The organism is Cryobacterium sp. Y57 (genome assembly GCF_002929505.1).
GTDB lineage: Bacteria > Actinomycetota > Actinomycetes > Actinomycetales > Microbacteriaceae > Cryobacterium.
In genome coordinates this window covers 1-20,399 of the sequence record NZ_PJJL01000067.1, presented here as the reverse complement: position 1 = coordinate 20,399, position 20,399 = coordinate 1, and the positions used below count along the sequence as shown (strand labels likewise).

General features: G+C 64.7%; 18 protein-coding genes. 9 read left to right on the top strand and 9 right to left on the bottom strand.

Annotation, left to right across the window (positions count from 1 at the left end; all coding sequences use genetic code 11):
• Positions 1-114 precede the first annotated feature (114 nt).
• Both CXY72_RS09745 and CXY72_RS09740 read right to left on the bottom strand, forming a co-directional pair.
• Positions 115-1,266 (bottom strand): sensor histidine kinase KdpD, encoded by a 1,152-nt coding sequence (locus tag CXY72_RS09745; RefSeq protein ID WP_104127503.1) that lies wholly within the window; start codon positions 1,264-1,266, stop codon positions 115-117.
• Positions 1,263-2,033 (bottom strand): response regulator transcription factor, encoded by a 771-nt coding sequence (locus CXY72_RS09740; RefSeq protein WP_233197746.1) that lies wholly within the window; start codon positions 2,031-2,033, stop codon positions 1,263-1,265. The genes CXY72_RS09745 and CXY72_RS09740 overlap by 4 nt, the downstream gene beginning before the upstream one ends.
• A 253-nt stretch (positions 2,034-2,286) precedes the next feature.
• Here CXY72_RS09740 and CXY72_RS09735 point away from each other — a divergent pair, with 253 nt between their 5' ends.
• The 3 genes from CXY72_RS09735 to CXY72_RS09725 are packed head-to-tail and all read left to right on the top strand — an operon-like array spanning position 2,287 to position 4,438.
• Positions 2,287-3,009, top strand: a complete 723-nt coding sequence (locus tag CXY72_RS09735) for a glycosyltransferase family 2 protein (RefSeq protein WP_104127502.1) — start codon at positions 2,287-2,289, stop codon at positions 3,007-3,009.
• A complete protein-coding gene (locus tag CXY72_RS09730) occupies positions 3,006-3,680 on the top strand; it encodes a DUF2064 domain-containing protein (protein ID WP_104127501.1) in 675 nt (224 codons plus the stop codon). The genes CXY72_RS09735 and CXY72_RS09730 overlap by 4 nt, the downstream gene beginning before the upstream one ends.
• Positions 3,677-4,438: a methyltransferase domain-containing protein gene (locus tag CXY72_RS09725; RefSeq protein ID WP_233197745.1), complete on the top strand. Its 762-nt coding sequence runs from the start codon at positions 3,677-3,679 to the stop codon at positions 4,436-4,438. Before CXY72_RS09730 ends, CXY72_RS09725 begins: the two co-directional genes overlap by 4 nt.
• Positions 4,439-4,550: 112 nt before the next feature.
• Here CXY72_RS09725 and CXY72_RS09720 read toward each other — a convergent pair whose 3' ends face one another.
• Complete coding sequence (locus tag CXY72_RS09720; RefSeq protein ID WP_104127500.1) at positions 4,551-5,069, bottom strand: hypothetical protein; 519 nt, start codon at positions 5,067-5,069, stop codon at positions 4,551-4,553.
• A complete protein-coding gene (locus CXY72_RS09715) occupies positions 5,069-6,313 on the bottom strand; it encodes a molybdopterin-dependent oxidoreductase (protein ID WP_233197744.1) in 1,245 nt (414 codons plus the stop codon). Before CXY72_RS09715 ends, CXY72_RS09720 begins: the two co-directional genes overlap by 1 nt.
• Before the next feature lie 483 nt (positions 6,314-6,796).
• Here CXY72_RS09715 and CXY72_RS09710 point away from each other — a divergent pair, with 483 nt between their 5' ends.
• The 3 genes from CXY72_RS09710 (at position 6,797) to CXY72_RS09700 (ending at position 12,022) form a co-directional block, all read left to right on the top strand.
• Positions 6,797-8,188 (top strand): glycosyltransferase family 87 protein, encoded by a 1,392-nt coding sequence (locus CXY72_RS09710; RefSeq protein ID WP_104127498.1) that lies wholly within the window; start codon positions 6,797-6,799, stop codon positions 8,186-8,188.
• 91 nt (positions 8,189-8,279) lie between these two features.
• Positions 8,280-9,329 carry a glycerophosphodiester phosphodiesterase family protein gene (locus CXY72_RS09705; protein ID WP_104127497.1) on the top strand — a complete coding sequence of 350 codons (1,050 nt, stop codon included), beginning with the start codon at positions 8,280-8,282 and terminating at the stop codon, positions 9,327-9,329.
• Positions 9,326-12,022 carry a glycosyltransferase gene (locus tag CXY72_RS09700; protein ID WP_233197743.1) on the top strand — a complete coding sequence of 899 codons (2,697 nt, stop codon included), beginning with the start codon at positions 9,326-9,328 and terminating at the stop codon, positions 12,020-12,022. The genes CXY72_RS09705 and CXY72_RS09700 overlap by 4 nt, the downstream gene beginning before the upstream one ends.
• 147 nt (positions 12,023-12,169) lie before the next feature.
• Here CXY72_RS09700 and CXY72_RS09695 read toward each other — a convergent pair whose 3' ends face one another.
• The 3 genes from CXY72_RS09695 to CXY72_RS09685 form a co-directional block, all read right to left on the bottom strand.
• Positions 12,170-13,522 (bottom strand): ABC transporter substrate-binding protein, encoded by a 1,353-nt coding sequence (locus tag CXY72_RS09695; RefSeq protein ID WP_104127496.1) that lies wholly within the window; start codon positions 13,520-13,522, stop codon positions 12,170-12,172.
• Between the two features lie 77 nt (positions 13,523-13,599).
• Entirely contained in the window at positions 13,600-14,448 is an 849-nt protein-coding gene (locus CXY72_RS09690) for a carbohydrate ABC transporter permease (RefSeq protein WP_104127495.1), read from the bottom strand.
• Positions 14,448-15,425, bottom strand: coding sequence for a carbohydrate ABC transporter permease (locus tag CXY72_RS09685; protein ID WP_104127494.1), 978 nt, complete (start codon positions 15,423-15,425; stop codon positions 14,448-14,450). The genes CXY72_RS09690 and CXY72_RS09685 overlap by 1 nt, the downstream gene beginning before the upstream one ends.
• A 197-nt stretch (positions 15,426-15,622) precedes the next feature.
• Between CXY72_RS09685 and CXY72_RS09680 the strand changes: the two genes are divergently transcribed.
• A complete protein-coding gene (locus CXY72_RS09680; protein ID WP_104127493.1) occupies positions 15,623-16,648 on the top strand; it encodes a glycerophosphodiester phosphodiesterase family protein in 1,026 nt (341 codons plus the stop codon).
• A gap of 241 nt (positions 16,649-16,889) precedes the next feature.
• Here CXY72_RS09680 and CXY72_RS09675 read toward each other — a convergent pair whose 3' ends face one another.
• Positions 16,890-17,576 (bottom strand): hypothetical protein, encoded by a 687-nt coding sequence (locus tag CXY72_RS09675; RefSeq protein WP_104127492.1) that lies wholly within the window; start codon positions 17,574-17,576, stop codon positions 16,890-16,892.
• Between the two features lie 330 nt (positions 17,577-17,906).
• Positions 17,907-18,353, bottom strand: a complete 447-nt coding sequence (locus tag CXY72_RS09670; RefSeq protein ID WP_104127491.1) for a metallopeptidase family protein — start codon at positions 18,351-18,353, stop codon at positions 17,907-17,909.
• A gap of 44 nt (positions 18,354-18,397) precedes the next feature.
• Here CXY72_RS09670 and CXY72_RS09665 point away from each other — a divergent pair, with 44 nt between their 5' ends.
• Positions 18,398-18,634, top strand: a complete 237-nt coding sequence (locus tag CXY72_RS09665) for a DUF3499 family protein (RefSeq protein WP_104127490.1) — start codon at positions 18,398-18,400, stop codon at positions 18,632-18,634.
• A gap of 100 nt (positions 18,635-18,734) precedes the next feature.
• A complete protein-coding gene (ahcY, locus tag CXY72_RS09660) occupies positions 18,735-20,222 on the top strand; it encodes an adenosylhomocysteinase (protein WP_104127489.1) in 1,488 nt (495 codons plus the stop codon).
• Positions 20,223-20,399 lie beyond the last annotated feature (177 nt).

Below are 20,399 nucleotides of genomic sequence, written 5' to 3'. Positions count from 1 at the left end.
ACACTCGAGGGCCGATTCACGCAATCCGAGGGGAATGTCCCAGGCTGCCGCTTATCTTTCGGGCGTGCCCGGGTGCGCCGCACCTCGTGTTCCTGACTGAGCAACCAACCCCCGTCACGCCAGCGGATGCTGCGGCAACAGCAGCTCAAACCGGCATCCGTTCTCAACATTGGTCACGGTCACCTGCCCGGCATGAGCTCGCACGATTCCCTCGACGATCGCAAGGCCCAACCCGGCACCGCCGCTGCGGCCGGCGCCGGTTCCGCAAGCGGACGCGGTGCGCGGCTCGCTCGCTCGCCAGCCGGCTTCGAACACCCGGCCAAGGTCCCGCTCGGGAATGCCTCCGGCCGCATCGACGACCGAAATCACCGCCCGCCCGTCGTCGTGCGCGGTGACCGAGACAACGATGGCGCTCCCGGCCGGGGAATGCTGAATGGCGTTCATGACCAGGTTGCCGACCGCGCGGGCGAGTTCGCGGGCATCCGCCTGCAGCGTGAGACCGCGCTCGCCCTCGAATCGCAGGTGGAGGGATTTTGCGAGGGCGACCGGCGCGAGATCGGCGATTGTGTCGCTGATCAAGTCATACAGGGCGACCCGTTCGAGGTTGAGCTGGAGGGTCCCGGCGTGGATCCTAGACAGCTCGAACAGGTCATCGACCATGCCGCTGAGCCGGTCGACCTGCCCGCGGATCTGCACGTAGTAGCGCTCGGGGTCGGGTGCCATGCCATCTTCGAGGGCCTCGGCCATGGCGCGAATACCGGCGAGGGGCGTGCGGAGGTCGTGCGAGATCCACGCTACGATTTCACGGCGCGACGCTTCCATGCGTTCCTCCCGCTTGCGGGATTCGGTCAGCCGATCGGCCGTCGCGGCCAGTTCCCCGGCGAGCGAGGCGAACTCCGTACTCGTATGCCGGTCCGGGGATGTGACGGCTTCGCCGCGGCCGATGCTTGCCGCTGCGGCCCGAAAATACTGGTTGTCGCGCGCGAGTGAACGCCCCAGCACCGCGGCCATCACGAGCGACACGATCCCGGCGACGACGGCCACCGTGTAGAACATGTTCAGGTCGTGCGCCGATATGTACATGAGCGACGCCACCGCGGACATTCCGCTGACCACCGATGCAATGGTCGCGAACGCGACGATGACCACCTGAATCACGAGCGACCCCCGCGACAGCAGGCGTAGTGTCAGCAGGGCGAGCGCCCCCACGACGAGCGCGCAGCCTAGCGCGATGGCGACGACGGTCGCAAACATTTCAGCGTTCATCGCAACCCGTCATCCACGCTGCCTTCGCTGGCGCCGAGCGGAACCGGATCGAACCGGTATCCGACCCCCCACACCGTCGTGACGAGAAGCGGATGCGCCGGGTCGGCCTCGATCTTCTCCCGCAACCGCCGCACGTGCACGGTCACCGTGGACAGGTCGCCGAACTCCCAGCCCCAGACCGAACGGAGTAACTCCTCGCGGGTCAGTACCTTCGACGGCCGCCAGATGAGATAGGCGAGCAAATCGAACTCGCGGGCGGTGAGCACGAGCGGCTGGCCGCGTAATCGAATCTCGTGCGCGGCCAGGTTGAGCGAGAATTCGCCGACATCGAGAATCCCCTCCGGAATGTATTCGGTGTTGCTTCGCCGCAGCACCGACTGCACCCGTAGCACGAGTTCCCGCGGCGAGAACGGCTTCACCAGGTAGTCGTCGGCGCCAGCTTCGAGGCCCTCGATGCGGTGTTCCTCTTCGCCGAGCGCGGTCAGCATGATCACCGGTAACGCACCCCAGTTCATGCGGATCCGCCGGCATACCTCGATACCGTCCAGCAGCGGCAGCATACGGTCCAGCACCACCAGATCGGGCAGGGCAATTTCGGCCTGGCGCAGACCGGCGAGCCCGTCGGTGGCTTCATCCACGACGAATCCGGCGGCGCGCAGGTACCGCCCGACCACCTCAGATACCATCGGGTCGTCCTCGATGACGAGCACGCGACGGCCAGCGGGGGCATCTGTTTGGGGCTGCGCAAAATGTTGGGAGGGAGGCACCCCCCCAGACTAAGCGTGCCGCCGTCGCAGCGCGCGCACCAGTTGAGCGGATGCTTGACCCCCGGGACGGGCCGGCGTGAGCCCGAGTGGGGAACCGGGGCTCGGTCGCCGGGGTGACGCAAGCGCTGCACGCACACCCGGCAAAGTCATCCGACCGCCGCGGAACGCTCTCCAGACGGGTTTCCCAGCTTTCTTCTGTGCTTCGTAATATCTTTCACCCCGCAAACTCAGATATCCCGCCTAAGTTCGCCTAATGATCAATTTTCGGGTAGACGTTGTGTTGCCCTGCCTGAATGAGGTGCAGGCCCTGCCCTGGATTCTCGAACGCATGCCGGTCGGCTACCGCGCGATCGTTGTCGACAACGGCTCGACCGACGGATCGGCCGAACTCGCCCGTAGTCTCGGCGCGGAGGTCGTGCACGAAAGTCGTCGCGGATTCGGTGCCGCCGCCCACGCCGGTCTCCTGGCCGCCACGGCTCCGATCGTGGCCTTCTGCGACGCCGACGCCTCGATGGACCCCCGCGACCTGCCGCTCGTGGTCGACCCGATCATTGCTGACGAGGCTGATCTTGTGCTTGGACGCCGCCGCCCCACCACCCGCAACGCCTGGCCTCCGCACGCCCGTCTGGCAAATACCTATCTTTCCTGGCGACTGCGCCGAACAACAGGTGTGAATATTCATGACCTTGGCCCTATGCGAGCGGCGCGCCGCGAACACCTTCTCGCCCTCGACCTCATCGATCGCCGGAGCGGGTATCCGCTGGAGATGTTTCTCGGCGCCGCAGCGGCCAACTGGCGCATCTGTGAAGTCGATACCCCGTATGCACCGCGCGTCGGCCGTAGCAAAGTGACCGGAACCGTGCGCGGTACCCTCACCGCCATCACGGACATGTCCGCGCTGCTCAATACCGACCGCAGAAGACCAGCCACCGCCGACAACATCGGCCCCAGCATCCGGAACGAGGCCCGCTCATGACCGCGATCGTCGTCATTGCCAAGGAATGCCTGCCCGGCAAGGTCAAGACCCGGCTGCACCCGCCGCTCTCGCTCGAGCAGGCTGCGCAACTCGCCGCCGCCAGCCTCGCTGACACTCTCGCCGTTGCGTCAGAACTGCCGGCAACGCGCCATATTCTGGCGTTTGACGGCGTGACTGCGCCGGTGGAGGCATCCGCGTGGGAAATTTTGCCGCAGAGCGCTGGAAGCCTTGATGAACGCCTCGCTGCCATCTTTGACACCCTCGCCGAGCCCACTCTGCTGCTCGGAATGGACACCCCTCAGGTCAGCGCTGAGCTGCTCGCCCCCGTATTCACGGATTGGAGCGACGAAACGGACGCCTGGTTCGGCCCGGCCGATGACGGCGGCTTCTGGGCGCTCGCTTTGAAAAGCCCGAGTGGAACGCTGCTCCGCGATGTCCCGATGAGCCGCCCCGACACCGGCGCCCACCAGCTGCGACGCCTCGACGAGGCCGGACTCAGCGTACGCCTCCTGCCGACACTCACCGACATCGACACCATAACGGATGCCCACACCGTCGCCTCGGTCGCCCCTCGCACGCGCTTCGCGCGTGCTTTCGCGGGGGTGCGGGCATCCGCTCGCCTGCAGGACACCGATTTTCTGCCAGCAGCCCTGAGCGGGGCACGCTCGTGACCCTCGTGTCGCCTCGCCGGTGGGAGCAGTGGGCAACCGGAACAGCTGACAACGTGGACCGCGCGACGGCCGAACACTTTCGCCGTCCGAGCACGTTCGGAGCTGGCGGGTCCGAACCATATGCCCAGGCGTTGCAGAGCGACGACAATGTGCTCTACCTCCACGGCAATCGGGCCGGTGCCGACCCGGGCACGCCGATGCGCGTGTCGACAATGCATGCCGCGCGATGGAGCGCCGGAGCCGATGCGATCGACCATTCCCTGCTCGACGGGGCTGCCGGACCGGTGCTCGACATCGGCTGCGGACCGGGCCGCATGATTCAAGCCGCCCGCGACGCGGGACTGAGCGCCCTGGGAGTCGACGTGTCGCCGACCGCCGTGCGAATCGCCCTCGCGGCGGGGCTCGCCGTTTTGCAACGCTCCGTCTTCGACGACATTCCGTTGGAGGGAACCTGGGCGACCCTGCTGCTCGTCGACGGCAACATCGGCATCGGTGGTGATCCCGACGCCCTGCTCGACCGATGCGCGGCGCTGCTCGCTGTCGACGGTGTGCTCGTCGTTGAGGTGCACCGCGACCCCGAGCACGACCTCGCCTATGAAGGCACCCTGCACGACGCTGCCGGACACACGAGTGACGCGTTCCCGTGGGCCGAAATCGGAGTCAGCGCCCTGTGCCGCCGGGCCGCGAAAGTCGGACTGGTGCAGGTCGCAGAATGGACCAGGGGCGGCCGTTCGTTCGCCCGCCTGGCCCGCTCCTAGCTGCCTGCCTGCACCGCTGTGCCTGCATCCACGGACGGGGCCCGGGCCCAGTCCGTGGATGCAGTCGATTAATTGGGCCCACGGCCACAAGATGGGCCCGGAGCTCGACACGTCACCGCCCGGAGTCATCCGGGAAGGCCTCGGCCGAGCTCCGCCAGCGCAGGAACGCCCATGCCGACAGCCCCACGGTGACCAGGGCCAGCAGGAGCCAGAAGATCGCAAGGTTCAGTCCGTAATTCAGCGGGAGCACGGTCGGGTTCGCGGGTGCGAAATTCTTCGCCACGAGCGTCGGCACCGCGATCAGCGACACGATCGATCCGACCACTATTGCGCCTTGAACGATCGCAATGACCGTGCCGGTCATGCGCCGACCGGCTCGCCGAAGCGCGATCCCGAACGCGAACACGATCGGCGCCAGAATCGCATCGTGCAGCACGATCGCCGCCGCAATCCACAGTGCGACCCCCGGTATGCGGGTTAGCCGCACCGAATCGAACAGCACAAACGCGCCCCAGGCGAGCAGCAGCACACCAACACCCAGCAGAGCCAGACGGATGTTGCGCATCCGTCTGCTGGTCGACGCCAGGATTCCGGCCGGCGGGGGATTCAGTCCCGTCTTACTCGTCGTCATCAGATCGCCTCGATTCGGCTGAGCCATTTGGTCTGCAGTACGCCGGGGCGGCCCGGCGCGATCATGCGCGCAGGATACCCGTGCTCGAGGTCGAGCGTCTCCCCGTTCAGTTCGAGTGCGACGAGGGTGAGCGGGTCACGCACATACTCGCGGCCCATCTCGGTCTTGCTGAAGCTGCCGCGTTCTTCGAGGCTGATCAGGCGAAACGAGGTGTCCGGGTCGGCGCTCAACAGATCGGCCAGGTCCCTCAATCGCACGCCGCGCCAGTGGGCCATCTGGCTCCAACCCTCGACGCAGGCGATCGGAAGCTGAACCTCGGTCTGCGGCAGCGCCAGCAACTCGGACCGGGTGAAGGAGCGTTCGGTGCCGGCCACCGCCACGGTGAGGGTCCACCCCGCGGCCAGGGCGGCATCCGCTACCTTGGCCTGCTCGCTCGTGCGGTTCACCGGAACGCCCTGCTGGCCGATGCCCTTCTTGCGTGGCCCAAACAGGTTGACCGCGTTCAGCGGTGTGAAGGTCTGGCCAGCGGTCAGGGCTACGACGGCAGTGGTGGCCACGCCTACTGTCGTGAGGAATCCGCGCCGACTGACACTATTGGTAAGCGTACGCGGCGTCGCGTCGATGTAATCGAGTACGCGCCCGGTCACGCCGCCGGGCCGACTGCTGCCCCACAATCGCACGGCCTCCGCGTCGGAAGCTCGGTCGACCGAGGCCGCATCTTCCGGATGCTCGCTGTCTAAGGAACCCTTGCTCCAGTACCGCGTGATCACCGGGAGCTTTACCCCGATGTGAATAACCAGCAACCCGATCAGCGCCCAGCCGAGCGCAAAGTGCACCTGCCGAAACGGAAACGGCCATGGATACCACTGAAAAGTGTTGAGCAGCCCCATCGTGATCTGCACGAGCGAGGCGCCCACGAAAAGGGCGATCGAGGCCCGTTCCAGAAAATGAACGAGCCCGCGTACCGGGGGATAGGCGAACAGGTTGGGAAAAACGATGTAGAGCTTGGCCAGCAGCAGGGGAAAACAGGCGATTCCCGTGATGATGTGCGTGCCCTGCGTCACCTGGTAGAGAAACTCCGGTCGGGTCGGAAATCGCATCCAGTCGAGGGGTTCCTGCAGAAAATGACTGTACAGACCGGTACCGAAGCAGATCAGAAAAGCGGCGCCGAGCAGCCGCCCGATCACTGTCGCCATCCGCGGATTGCGCACCGGCGATGCCAGCGCCCGCTGGGTCTCATACATTAATCGCCGCATACTCCTATTTGATCACCACACGGTCGCTAAAACCGGTGTGAATTTCTTACGGTGTGCACATGGCCAAACTTTTCCCCAGAAAAGTCGCTGGTCGGGATCATTTTTTCATCGGGCCGGCCGGGCGCATTGAGGTTATTGCCGGGAGGTTTCGCTACCGGACCCACCGGACTGTCGGTGGGTGTCGCCAACGTGATGGATATCTACTCGCTGAGACTCGTGCCGAGACTAAGGAGAAGCACGATGAAGGTTTTGGTCGCGACGGCGATCGCTGCCTCAATTCGCTGATCGTGCTCCCTGAACGCGAAGGGTGGGGCTAAGCAGCATCCTCGCTGTCCGGTCGAAGAATCTCGATCTGCTCTACCGTCACCTTGGGCGATGAGCGTTCACCCGTAGGTCTTACAATCCGCAGGTTTCTCACTCGCGCTTCCCCGAAAACATCGCGATTGGCCAGAGGTAGGTGAGGATGGTCTGGTGCGACTTATTCTGATCTCGGGACTGCTCGTGCTCAGCGCTGCCCTCACCGCGTTCAGCGTCAGCACCTTCCACCTGTTCGCACCCGACCGCGACGAGATACCACTCGTGCTGGCTACCAGTGCGCTCTGGCTCCTGTTCGGCCTGGCCTGGTGGCTGCTGCGTCGCGTGAACGGCAGGGCTGTGATTGCTCTGATCCTGGCTGGCTCCGCGCTGATCGGTGGCGCGGCCATGGTCGGTCCCCCCAACACGAGCACCGACTCGGCCCGCTACGCGTGGGACGGCATCGTACAAAACAACGGCATCAGCCCCTACGCCTTTACACCAGCGGATGGCCGCCTCGATTCCCTGCGGCCAGACTGGCTCTTCCCGGAGCCCCAGACCACGGCCGCCGGCACGGAAGTCTGCATCGGCGAGCGCATCGTGCGCGCCCGCACGACCGACGGCGATCTGCTCTGCTCAGCCCTCAACCGCACCGCCGTGCCGACGATTTACCCGCCTGCCAGCGAGATCTTCTTCGCCGGCGTGCGTTTTCTCACCGGCCCCGGCCCCGCCTACTGGCCGTTGCAGCTCGCCGGGCTGCTGCTAAGCCTCGGCACCACGGTCATGCTGCTGGTTGGAATGCGCCGCCGCGGCCTTGATGAAAGAAATGCGGCGCTCTGGGCCTGGTGCCCGCTCGTGGCGACCGAGGCGGTCACCAACTCGCATGTCGACATGCTCGGTGTCATCTTCGTCGTCGCAGCCGTTTTTCTGGTCTCGACCAGGAAAGTCTGGCGCGGCGGCATCATGCTCGGAATAGCGATCGGCACCAAACTCATCCCGGTACTGGCCGCGCCGGCCCTGCTCAAGCGGGGCGGCTGGCGCATGGTGATGGCATCCATTCTCAGCTTTGCGCTGCTCTATGTGCCCTATGTGCTCGCCACCGGTATCGGGGTGCTGGGCTACCTGCCCGGTTACCTGAGCGAGGAGGGTTACCAGGACGGCTCCCGATTCGCGCTGGTGTCTCTGGTCGCGCCGGGGTCATCCGCTATTATCGTGGCCGCCCTGATCCTCGCCGTAGTCGCCGTGCTGGTGATTCTCACCACCGATCAGAACCGGCCCTGGGTCGGGCAACTGGTCATGATCGGTGCGACCCTGCTCGTGCTCAGCCCCCGCTACCCCTGGTATGCGCTGCTGCTGCTGCCGTTCGTGGCGCTCAGCGGCCGCTGGGAATGGCTGCTCGTTCCGATGGCGCTCACTCTGCGGCTGCTCGTGCCGAACCCGGAGCTCACCCGGGTGTCGATCGCGATCGCACTCATCGTGATCGTCGCCATGTCACTGCGTCGCGCCGGCCCCGGAGTTTTCGAACGGATGCGGCACCCGTTCGCGTTCACACAGAGTTCATCCGCCTGACGGCTGAGCGGCGGATGCCGGTCACCTCGGCTCTATAACGTGGGCTGCAGCGCGCCTTTCGGCGTGCGGCGATCCACGAAAGAGTGCCGGCATGCGCAAGATTTTGATCATCGCGGCGGCCGCCGCCCTCAGCACGGTTCTGGTTGGCGGGGCTGTCGTGGCCGCACAGGGAGAGTCGGCGCTCGCCGAACCGGCCAAGGCAGCTGCGCCCCTCGACTCGAGCGCCGCCTTCGACCTGCAGTCCCATCGTGGCGGGCGCGGCGAACACACCGAGGAGAGCCTCGCCGCCTTCGCCGCCTCGCTCGAACTCGGCGTCAGCACGCTCGAACTCGACACGCACCTCACCCGCGACAACGCCGTCGTCGTCTGGCACGACGATGTGCTCACCACGAGCAAATGCCGCGACACAGAGGCCGCCTTCCGCCAGGACCCGGCCTTCCCCTACGCCGGCAGGCGCGTGCGTGAACTGACCCTTGCCCAGATTCAGACGCTGGACTGCGGATACCAGCAGTTGCCCGGCTATCCGGCGCAGCACAACGTACCCGGCAACATGATCGTCGAATTGGCCGACGTGTTCGCGCTCGTCGACGCTCACCATGCCGATACCGTGCAGCTCAATATCGAGACCAAGATCGAAACCCCCGGCCCAACCGGTGACGGGGAAATGACGGCGCTCACTCGCGCCGTCGTCGCCGCGATTGCGGTCTCCGGCCGTGCCGACCGAATCACCGTGCAGAGTTTCGACTGGGCCTCCCTCGACCTCGTGCGGCGGATATCACCCGAGCTGCGACTCGTCGCCCTCGCCCAGGACGACGACTGGCTCGAAGTGGGCCAGCCCGGCAGAAGCGTGCACCTCGGTGGGATCGATATCGACGACTACGACGGCTCGGTCGCCCGGGCAGCTGCGGCAAAGGGCTATGACGCCCTGTCGCCATCGTTCGAAACGGTCACGCCCGAGCTCATGGCCGAGGCCCACGCCGCCGGACTGCCCGTGATCCCGTGGACGGTCAGCGAGACCGCGCTCATGCACACCCTCGTCGACCTGGGCGTCGACGGCATCATCACCGACTATCCCACCCGGCTGCGCGCCGTGCTCACCGAGCGCGGCCTCAGTCTCCCGACGGCGTATCCGGCGCAGTGACCGTGCCCGTGCCCGCACTGCTGCCCCGAATTGAACCCGTCGCCGTCCAAATCACTGGACCCCCTGCTTGTGCCCTCGCCGCCAAACTGGGCATGCTCGTGCGGCTCTTCGTTCTCGTTTTTTCACGCCGGAGCGCGGGGCCACGTCGCCGCCTCATCAGGCTGGTGGGCCGCATTCGTCGGGCGGTACGCTACGAAGCCCACGCCTATTGGCGCACCCGTCCGATTCGCCCACACCATGTGCTGTACGAAGCGTTCAACGGATCCGGGCTGCTCTGCAACCCAGAGGCCCTGTTCAGGCAACTGCACAATATGCCTGATCAGAAGCATTTACGGCATATCTGGGCGCTCAACGACCCGCGTGTGGCGCGCCGGGAATTTCGCCACGATCGCACGGTGCGCTTCGTGAAAAGCGGCTCGCCCGCCTACTATCGTGCCCTCGCTACGAGCCGCTACCTCATCAGCAACGCCACCTTTCCGCCGCAATTTTCCAAACGAGTCGGCCAGATCTACCTCAACACCTGGCACGGCACGCCGCTCAAACACATGGGCTACGACATGGCCGACGGCGCTTTCGGGACGTCCAATATCGTGCGCAACTTTGTCAGTGCCGACTATCTGCTCGCCGCCAACCCGTTCATGGCCCGTCAAATGTATGAGCGCGCCTACAAACTCGACGGCATCTTTCACGGACGGATGCTGCTGGCCGGCTACCCCCGCATCGACCGGCAGACGCTCTCCGCGGCGGAATCTCAAAGCGCGCGTTTTCGGCTCGCGCAGCTCAACCCCGGTGGCCGCGAGATCGTGCTCTACGCCCCCACGTGGAAGGGCGCGTCTTTCGCCCACCCCGACGACGACCTCGACGCACTGCTCGAGCGCGTTCGGCACATCGAAGCCGGAATCGACGGCAGTCGCTATATCGTATTGCTGAAAACTCACCAGGCTGTGCACGCACTCGCCACCGGCCGCGCGGACCTCGCCCGGATTCTGGTGCCGAATGACTTGCCCACCAACGTCGTGCTCGGGCTCGCGGGCATACTGGTGACGGACTACTCGAGCATCTTCTTCGACTTTCTCGCGACCGGTCTGCCGATCGTGTTCTTCACACCCGACCTTGCCGACTTCGAGCAGACCCGAGGGCTCTACCTGACGCCGGCTGAGCTGCCCGGCCCGGTCTGTCGCACGGTAGCGGAGGTCGTCGCGTTCATTGGCCACATCGCAGACCATGGAAGGTTGTCGGCCTTCACCGAGCGCTATCGAATCGCCCAACACGACTATGTCGGCCAAGATGACGGCGCTGCGAGTGCCCGCGTGATCGATATCGTCTTTCGCGGTGCCGACCCTGGTCCGCTGCTGCACGTGCCGACCGCCGCCGTCCGCACCTCCGTGCTCATCTATCTCGGCGGCATGAAGCCGAACGGCATCACCTCTGCCGCGCTCAACCTGCTCGGCGCGATCGACCACGAACGGTTTGACATCTCGGTCACCTTCGCAAAGAGTGCCGCGCCGGCCCGCCGCGCCAACCAGCGGCTGATCGACCCGCGAGTGCGACAGTTCGCCCGCATCGGCGGCATGAATGGCGGAGTGAGGCAGCGGCTGGCCCGCCGCCGCCCGGCCCGGGCCGTCGCCCCCGCCGTGGCCGGTTCCCTCGGAGCGCGTAACACCTCAGGCCCCCGTGCTACCTCCGCAGCTGACGCCGACTTTGCTGCGGAGTTCACCCGCTGCTTTGGCGACAGCCGCTTCGATCACGTCGTGGATTTCAGCGGATACGGTCCATTTTGGGCTGAATTACTGCTGCACTCGCCTCCCGCCGTGCGCTCGATCTGGCTGCACAACGACCTCGGCGCCGATGCCCACCGCGCCATCGGGGGAGTCAAGCGGATGCTGCGCGGCCTCACCGAGACCTTCGCCCGTTACAACCGTTACGACCACCTGGTTTCCGTGTCACCGGCGCTGTCCGAGATCAACGCCGAAGCGCTCGCCGTTTATGCGCCGCGCTCCAAGTTCACCGTCGCGCACAACACCGTCGACGTTGAACGCATCCTGCGCGGCGCAGCTGATGTGTTCCCGCCGTGCACCGAGTCGCCGGCCACCGCCGCCACGACCACGTTCGTCACCATCGGGCGCCTCTCTCCGGAGAAGAACCAGACCCGCCTGATTCGGGCGTTCGCCCTCGTGCATGCTCGGAATCCCTTCACCCGGCTCGTCATCGTCGGCGCGGGGCCACTGAAAGCCGAACTTACAGCGTTGATCCTCGATCTGGACCTGTCGGCCGCGGTCACCCTGACCGGAGCGCTCGCCAATCCCTACCCGGTGCTCGCGGCAGCGGACTGCTTCGTGCTGTCGAGCGACTACGAGGGCGCCCCGATGGTGATTCTGGAAGCGCTGGTCCTGGAGCGCGCGGTGGTGACGGTGGCCTTCGCATCCGTTCACGATGCGCTGCCGCAGGCCGCCGGTCTCGTCGTTCCACAAACCGACGCAGGCCTCGCGGCCGGCCTCACCGCTTTTCTCTGTGGAGACGTCGCCGCGAGCGTCTTCGACCATGAGGCGTACGGACGCCGGGCGGTTGCGGAATTCTATCGAGCCATCGGAGTGACAGGTCATGGCGCGAATACAGAACGTGACTTCCCTCTCGACGACGATCTGAACGCGGAACTAGCCGAACTCGCGCCATCGACGGCGGCCGGGCGCTGAAGGCCCTGACCGGCATCGCACCGGCCAGCCGCTCTGCCGACCCGGGAGTTTCGACCCGAAATCAGCAGCGCACGCCCGGAAACCATCCCCACATGCACACAAGCGGGCCCGCCAACTCGGCGGACCCGCTCCCACAAAACCCCGAAACTAGAGGTACGCGCTCACGTTCTCGTCGAACGAGGTCGCGATCGCCGTGCTCGCGACCGCGAACGCCTCGGCCGGGTCGGTCTGCTGGAGCATGATCTTCTCCAGCGCTGTGGTGAGCTCCTTGTCGGCGTTCGGTACGAAGACGCGGCCCCAGTCCTGCGAGCGGGTGGTCTCGAGCTGGTCGACGGCCGTGCGAAACTGCGGGAACTCGGCGTAGACCTTGGTCATCGTCTCGCCGTCGCGGGCGGAGGTGCGTACCGGCATATAACCGGTGTTCGAGGAGAAGTACGCCGTGTTCTCGGAGTTGGTCAGAAACTTCAAGAACATGCCGGCGGCCAACTGCTGCTCCGGGGTGCGGTCGGCGGCGATGGCGATGCCCGTTCCGCCGGTTGGGCAGGCCTGGCCTTCGGGCCCTTCCGGCAGAAAGCCGGTGCCGACCTCGAAGGTCGCGGCCTCCAGAATGCCGGTGAGCGAGCCGGTCGAGCCCATGATGCACCCGGTCAGACCGGCGCCGAAATCGGCGACCTGGTCCACAGCCGCCACGGTGGCGACCTTCTTGTCGTAAATCAGTGACTGCAGGTAGTCCGCTGCCGCGATCGCTTCGGGGGTGTCGAGCGTCATCGTCCACTCGTCAGAGTAGGCACCGCCCTGTCCCCACAGCATGTTGCAGAACCACCACGCAGCCCAGGACGCACCCTTGCCGAGACCGAGGGGGGTCACGCCGCCATCGGCCTGAATCTTCGGCGCCCACTCATCGAATTCGGCCCAGGTCTTGGGCGCGCGGTCGGGCAGCCCGGCCTTGGCCCAAACGGCCTTGTTGTAATAGAACAGCGGCGTCGAGCGGGCGTAGGGGATAGCCCAGTGGTTGCCGGTGAAGGTGTAGTCGTCGTACAGAGTTTCGTTGAAGTCGGCGGTGTCGATCTCGAGATGCCGGGCAAGATCGTCGATCGGAAGAATCTGGCCGTTGATCATGTAACGAAACCACCACACATCGCTGGCCAGCACGAGGTCGGGCACGCTGTTGGTGCCCGACGCCGCCTGAAACTTCTGCGCGATCTCGTCATAGTTGGCGCCGGCCGTGACCAGGTTCACCGTGATCTGCGGGTTCTCGGCCTGGAAGCGCTTGATGATCTCTTCCTCGATCAGCTTCGAGGTCCCCGGGTGGTTGCTCCACCAGGTGATCTCCTTGGCTGGTGTGATGCCCGTCCAGTCTGTTACCGCGACGTCAGCGGCACCGGCGCCCGCTCCCAGCGACGGTCCGCTGCACGCGGCGAGGGTGGCCGTGGCGCCGAACACAGCGGCGAGCTTCAGGATCTGCCGGCGGTTGATTGTGAACGAGGGTGTCGTGTTCATAAAACTCTCCTGGTAGGGGGTGGTCTCAAGTGGAAAATCGAGGGGCGGCATCCGCTGAATAACCGGATGCCGATGTGTCAGCCGGTTACGCCGCCGGCCGTCAGCCCGGCGATGATGCGTTTTTGTAGCGCAAAAAACGCGATGAGCACCGGCACGGTGACCAGCACAGTTCCGGCCATCAGCACGCCCCAGTTGGTGACGCCGTCGTTGTTTTGCAACAGGGTCAGTCCCACCGGCAGCGTCATCATGTCGGAGCGGTCGACAACGAGCAGCGGCCAGAGGTATTCGTTCCATTCAGAGACGATCGAGATCAAAGCCACCGCGGCGATGGTTGGTGCCGAGATGGGCACGATGAAACGCCAGAGGCGGGTCCAGTGACTGGCTCCGTCGAGTGCTGCGGCTTCGAGAATGGAGATCGGCAGGGTCAGAAAGTGCTGGCGAAACAGAAAGGTGCCGAACGCGCTGGCGAGACCAGGCACGATGATGCCTTGATACGTGTTGATCCACCCGAGCGAGGCTACGAGGGTGAAGTTGGGAATCATCACGATCTGCTGCGGGACCAGAAGGGCGAAGATCACCAGGCCGAAGACGAACTTCTTGAACGGAAACTCCAGAAAGACGACAGCGTACGCGGTGGTCAGGCCGAGCAGCATTTTCAGTCCGGCGCCGATCACCGTGGTGATGGTGCTGTTGAGAAAAAAGTTTGCGAACGGCACGGCGGCCAGGGCGGCGGCATAGTTCGACAGGTCGTAGCTGTTGGGCAGCCACTGGATCGGCACCGTGTAGATCTCGTCGCGTTCCTTGAACCCGGCCAGGAACATCCAGACCAGCGGCAGAATCATGATCGCGATGGCCAGGATCAAACCAAGGTAGCCGCCGAGTTGAAGCGGTTTACGGCGACGCGAGGTCGAGGTAGGCGTGGACATCAGTAGTGCACTCGTTTCTCGACGTACTTCATTTGAATCAGAGTGACCACGAGCAAGACGGCGAACAAAATCGTCGCGACCGCGGAAGAATACCCGGCTCGACCGGCCTGAAAGCCTTCCTGATAGATCTGGTACATCATCGTGGTGGTGCCTTCGAGCGGTCCGCCCTTGGTCATCGCCTGGATGATGTCGAAGGACTGCAATGAGCTCAGCAGCGTCGTGATCGACAGAAAGAAGGTCGTCGGGCCGAGCAGCGGCAACACGATGTTGCGAAATGCGCGCAGCGGCGTTGCGCCGTCGAGCGACGCTGCCTCGAGCAAGTCCCGGGGCACCGACTGCAGGGCAGCCAGGTAGATGAGCGCGACGTAGCCGACGTTTTTCCAGAGGTAGACGATGATGACCATGACCAGCGCCCACTGCGGATCGTTGTACCAGGGCGGTGAGGCCACACCGATGGCGTCGAGCAGCGCCGCGGTGATGCCGAAGTTCGGGTCGAAAACGAACAGCCAAAGCAGGCCGACCGCGACCCCGGAGAGCACATACGGCGCAACGATAACGGTGCGGGCGGCGCCGCGGCCATGCAGCTTACGGTTGAGCAACACCGCGAACAGCAGGCCGATGACCATGCCGCCGCCCACGGTCGCGACAGTGAAGATCAGGGTGACCGTGACGACCCGAGCCGTGCCGGGGTCGTTGAACCAGGTGACATAGTTGCCAAGACCCACCGGAATTGCCGACGCCGAACCCAGGTTCCACTGCAGGGTCGAGTAATAGAGCGATTGCAGGAGTGGCTTGTAGGTGAAGACGATGAGCAGGGCCACGTTTGGCCCGGCGAACAGCAGAAACAGCAGCCACGATTTCCACGGTTTCTTTTTCTTGCGCGGGGTGAATGCACGGCGCTGCGCCGGCGTCGCGACGTTCGTCGGGGCCGCTACCGCTGACGCAGTGCCGCGGTGTAGGTCCTCGATGGTGGGCATGCGCTGAAATCTCCTGAAAAGTGCCGTCAGCCAAGCAGCAGACTCTGTCAGGTTAGGGAACGTATTGATAGCCGATCGGTCGATTCAGGCGAATGCGCGCAGTTGTCGCGTGGCGTTCGCCTGCACCGCGTCAAAACTTCAGCGGGTGTTCACCTGGACCGACCGTCGGCGTCACTCGGCACAGTTACGGTGTGCAGATGTCCCCTCTTGTCATCGGTCACCGCGGAGCCAGCGGCTACCGCCCCGAACACACCCGTTCCGCCTACGCCCTCGCGTTCGAGCTCGGCGCCGACGCAGTCGAACCCGACATCGTCGCCACCCGGGATGGAGTGTTGGTGCTGCGCCATGAAAATGACATTTCCGTCACCACGGATGTCGCGTCTCGCGCCGAGTTCACCGGCCGCCGCACGACCAAGGAGTTTGCCGGTCAGACCCTCACTGGCTGGTTCACCGAAGATTTCACCTGGGCCGAACTGGCCACTCTGCGCGCCCGGGAGCGTCTTGCGCACGTGCGCCCGCAGAATGTCCAGCACGACGACCGATACCCGATCATGCGGCTGAGCGACCTGTTCGAGCTTATCGACGAGGACTCACACACCTGTCAACGCCCCCTCGGCATGGTCGCGGAGATTAAGAACGCCTCCTATTTCGCCTCGATCGGCCTGCCCCTCGACGAGCTGTTCGTCGCTGAGGTGCGCGCGGCCGGTTGGAACGACGACGACGACCGCCTCATCATCGAGAGCTTCGAAGCGACCGTGCTCGCGCAGATTGCGGATCGCGGCATGACCGCTCGAAGTGTGTTCCTGATCGCCCCAACCGGTCAGCCGCTCGATCAGGTCGCCCGGCTCGGCGCCGCAGCGCCGTATTACTCCGATTACCTCAGCGCAACCGGTCTCGATGCCCTCAGTAGCACCGTCGACGGCATCAGCGTAGACAAATCCCTGATCATCGATGCGGAGGCCGTCGGCGACTTGGTGATTTCTTCTCTCGTTACCGACGCCCACGCGGCCGGGCTGGACATCTTCTGCTGGACCCTGCGGCCCGAGAATACTTTTCTTACCGCGTCGTGTCGCCGGGGGGATCAGCCGGCCAGTTTCGGCGAGTGGCGCGACGAGTTCGCGGCGGTCATGGGCAGCGGAATCGACGGGGTCTTCGTCGACCATCCCGACCTTGCCGTGAGCGTGCGCGATGAGCTGCGCAGCCGGGTGGCGGCATCCGTTTGATGCGCTGAGCGCCTGCCGATGCTCAATCCCGCGGCCCGATCGTGTCGTGGCCGAGTCGTGTCGTGGCCCAGTCGTGTCGGGGCACTTGGGAGCAAAGCGGGTACTCATACGAAGGAGTGCCGGCTTCCCCATTACGTGCCGCGAGCTGCAAGCGGCCCCGGGCATGCAAAGATCGGGGCCCGCCGTGTGGCGGGCCCCGATCTTTGCTGTATTGCTTATTCGCTCATGAAGAGCCGAGTTACTACTTGGTCGCGGCGGTGATGGTCGCGATGCCGACGAGCATCTGGTCAGTGACGGCTTCGGTGCTGAACGTGGAGTTCAGCAGGCCGGCGGCGACGGAGGAGATGTGAACCGTGGTGCCGGTGAGGATGGCGTTGTCGCCCTCCATCTTGAGGGGCTCCAGGGTTGAACCGTAGAGGTTGAAGAGCAAGGCCTGGGTTGCTGCGGACTCTCCGTTGACCGAGACGTCACCGAAGAGCTCCGAGGTGCCTGGGTCGATGGTGAAGTTGGTCAGTTCGACGACGGTATCACCGGCGGACAGCGAGAATCCGGATCCTTCGTGCTGAATGGAGCCCTGAACGAAGGGGCGGTAGCTCTCGGCCGGGTCGTAGTAATCTACGTTGCCACCGGTGATCGGAAAGTGCAGGCTGCCGTCAGTAAGCGTGGCCGTTCCGACTGTACCGGCGGTCAGGCCGAGGCTCGTCAGCGCAGCGCCGAAGCCGGCGTCGAGCAACACGGCGGTGTCGACACCGGAGAGGCTGGGAATCGAGGCAAGCGGCGTCGGAGTGGCTTCGGCCGAGTTGGACGAGCTTGAGCTCGCAGCGGGTGCCGGGGCCGTCGTACTGGCGCCCGCTGAGCAGCCGGCGAGGCCGGCGATGAGAATTCCAGCAGAGGCGAAACCGATAGTGGCTTTAGTGAATACACGCATGGGATGAATCCTTTTCCATAGATCGAGCAGGTGGTGTTGGGGTCTGCATGGTGTTCGGCTCCATCCCGGAATCGGTTTGGAATTGCTCCGATCTGTTACCTTTCTGTTACTAAATACAGCAAACGTCCAGACACGCGGACGCACCGAATAACCGCGCAGACAGGCCGCGATCCCAGTCCTGGCACGGATCGGTCTGAAAAGCGGATGCCGGTCGAACCGGATTGCTGTTCGCGGTAGGCGTCGGAGAAGTGGCAGTGATTTGATCACGTGTCATCACCTCGCACACGTGCCGCGACGCCTACGCGGTGGTCGTCGGTCGTGTACCAAAACCTAGAAGTGGCGGAAGCGATCCGGCGCGAGGTCCCAGGGGTCTTTGCCGAGCAGCTCGGCGACGCCGCGAAAGACGCAGGTCTCGATCATCATGCGCTGGTGTATCTCATCGTTTTCGTGCAGGCGTGACAGGCGTTGGATCGGCAGGCGATAGAAGACGACGCGGTTCGTCTCCGGAGTCACCATCCAGCGCTCGACGCCAATGCCGGGTATGACCGAGAGTGGTCCGGAGGCGACCTCAAACACGGATTTGCCCAGTTCTTCGGGCCAGACGCCGCGCAAATACTCGATTGTGCTGGCGATCGTCATGTCAAACAGATCGATGCGAGTGCGCAGTGGGGGCAGGAACGGGCCGGTCGCCGAACTACGGATGCCGCGGCCGTGCCGGTCGCGCCCACGACCGCGCACCGTCGGTTCGGGGGTTGCGGAACGACGGGATCGAGACATGCTGCCATCCTACGGCGGCCGGGAAGCGGCTACCCTTAGAGGCAATGACATTCCGCCCGTGTTCTCGTGTCGCCTGCCTCGAACCCTCGGTGGCCACGCTCACCTTCGACTATGCGGAGTCCCTGGCAGTACTCGGCCCGCTCTCCGTTCGCTCGGAACCACACAGTTTTGACCTGTGCTCTCGACATGCGGAGCGTACGAGTGCTCCGCGTGGCTGGCACCTCCTACGTCATCGGCTCCTGGCCGACGATCCCGAGAGTGGAAGTCCAGGGCTGCCGTGACCCATTCTTGGTGGGGGTGGCATTCGCTCGCTGAGTGGCCTGCCCACGCATTAGCAGAACAATGTGGAGGTTGTTCAGAGAGAAATGGCAAGATAGCAGCATGACTGTCGCCGCACCCACCGTGCCCTCCACCTTCACCTACAAGATCGCCGATGTGTCGCTAGCCGAGGCTGGCCGCCACCAGTTGCGCCTGGCCGAGAACGAGATGCCGGGGCTGATGGCTCTGCGCACCGAATTCGCTGAGACCAAGCCGCTGGCCGGCGCCCGCATCGCCGGATCGCTGCACATGACCGTGCAAACTGCCGTGCTGATCGAGACCCTCGTCGCACTCGGTGCCCAAGTGCGCTGGGCTAGTTGCAACATTTTCTCCACGCAAGACGACGCGGCCGCCGCGATTGCGGTGGGCCCCACCGGCACAGCGGATGCCCCGGCCGGTGTTCCCGTGTTCGCCTGGAAGGGGGAGACCCTGGAGGAGTACTGGTGGTGCACGTCGCAGATCTTCGACTGGAGCGCCGAAGCGGCTGCGGCCGGGGCCGGGTGGACCGGCCCGAACCTAATCCTCGACGACGGCGGCGACGCCACCATGCTCGTGCACAAGGGCCGCGAATTCGAACTGGCCGGCGCCGTACCAGCGGATGCTGCCGGTGACAGCCACGAATACGGAGTCATCCTCGCCGCCCTGCGTCGCTCGATCGCGGAATCGAGCGACCGCTGGACCTTGGTGGCCGCCGACCTCGTGGGCGTCACCGAAGAGACCACCACCGGTGTTCACCGACTCTACGAGCTCGCCGCGGGCAAACAGCTGTTGTTTCCGGCTATCAACGTGAACGACTCGGTCACCAAGAGCAAGTTCGACAACAAGTACGGCATTCGCCACTCGTTGCCGGACGGACTCAACCGGGCCACAGACGTGCTGATCGGCGGCAAGGTCGTCTTCGTCGCCGGCTACGGTGACGTTGGCAAGGGAGCCGCCGAAGCACTGCGCGGCCAGGGTGCTCGGGTGATCGTGAGCGAGATCGACCCGATCAACGCGCTCCAGGCCGCGATGGACGGTTTTCAGGTCGCCCGCCTCGAGTCCGTCGTCGAACAGGTCGACATCTTCGTCAGTGGCACCGGAAACTTCAACGTCATCGGTGTCGACCACATGCTGCGCATGAAGCACCTCGCTATCGTCGCCAACGTTGGCCACTTCGACAACGAGATCGACATGGCCGCGCTCGAGTCGCTGCCCGGGGCGGTCAAGGTGCAGATCAAGCCGCAGGTCGACGAATGGCGCATGCCGAGCGGGCGTAGCGTGCTCGTACTGTCGGAGGGGCGTCTGATGAACCTGGGCAACGCCACCGGTCATCCCTCGTTCGTCATGAGCAACTCCTTCACTAACCAGGTCCTCGCGCAGATTGAGCTGTACGTTTCGCCAGAGAAATACCCCGTTGGCGTGTACGTGCTGCCGAAACTGCTCGATGAGAAGGTCGCCCGCCTGCATCTCGACGCTCTCGGCGTCGAGCTGACCGTGCTCACTCCCGAGCAGGCTGGCTACCTGGGCATTCCCGTAGAAGGCCCCTACAAAGTAGACCACTACCGCTACTAGCCCCTGCCTCTTGGGGACGGGGCCTGGGCCCCGTCCCTGGGCCCAGGTTGTAAACCGGGCCCACGTTCATAACGTGGGCCCGGTTTTTTACGTGATAGGGGAGCGGATGTTGGTGGTGCGACACGCCCGGGTGGGGGGCGTTTTGACGGGTGGGTGGTGGGACCGTAATGTATCTAT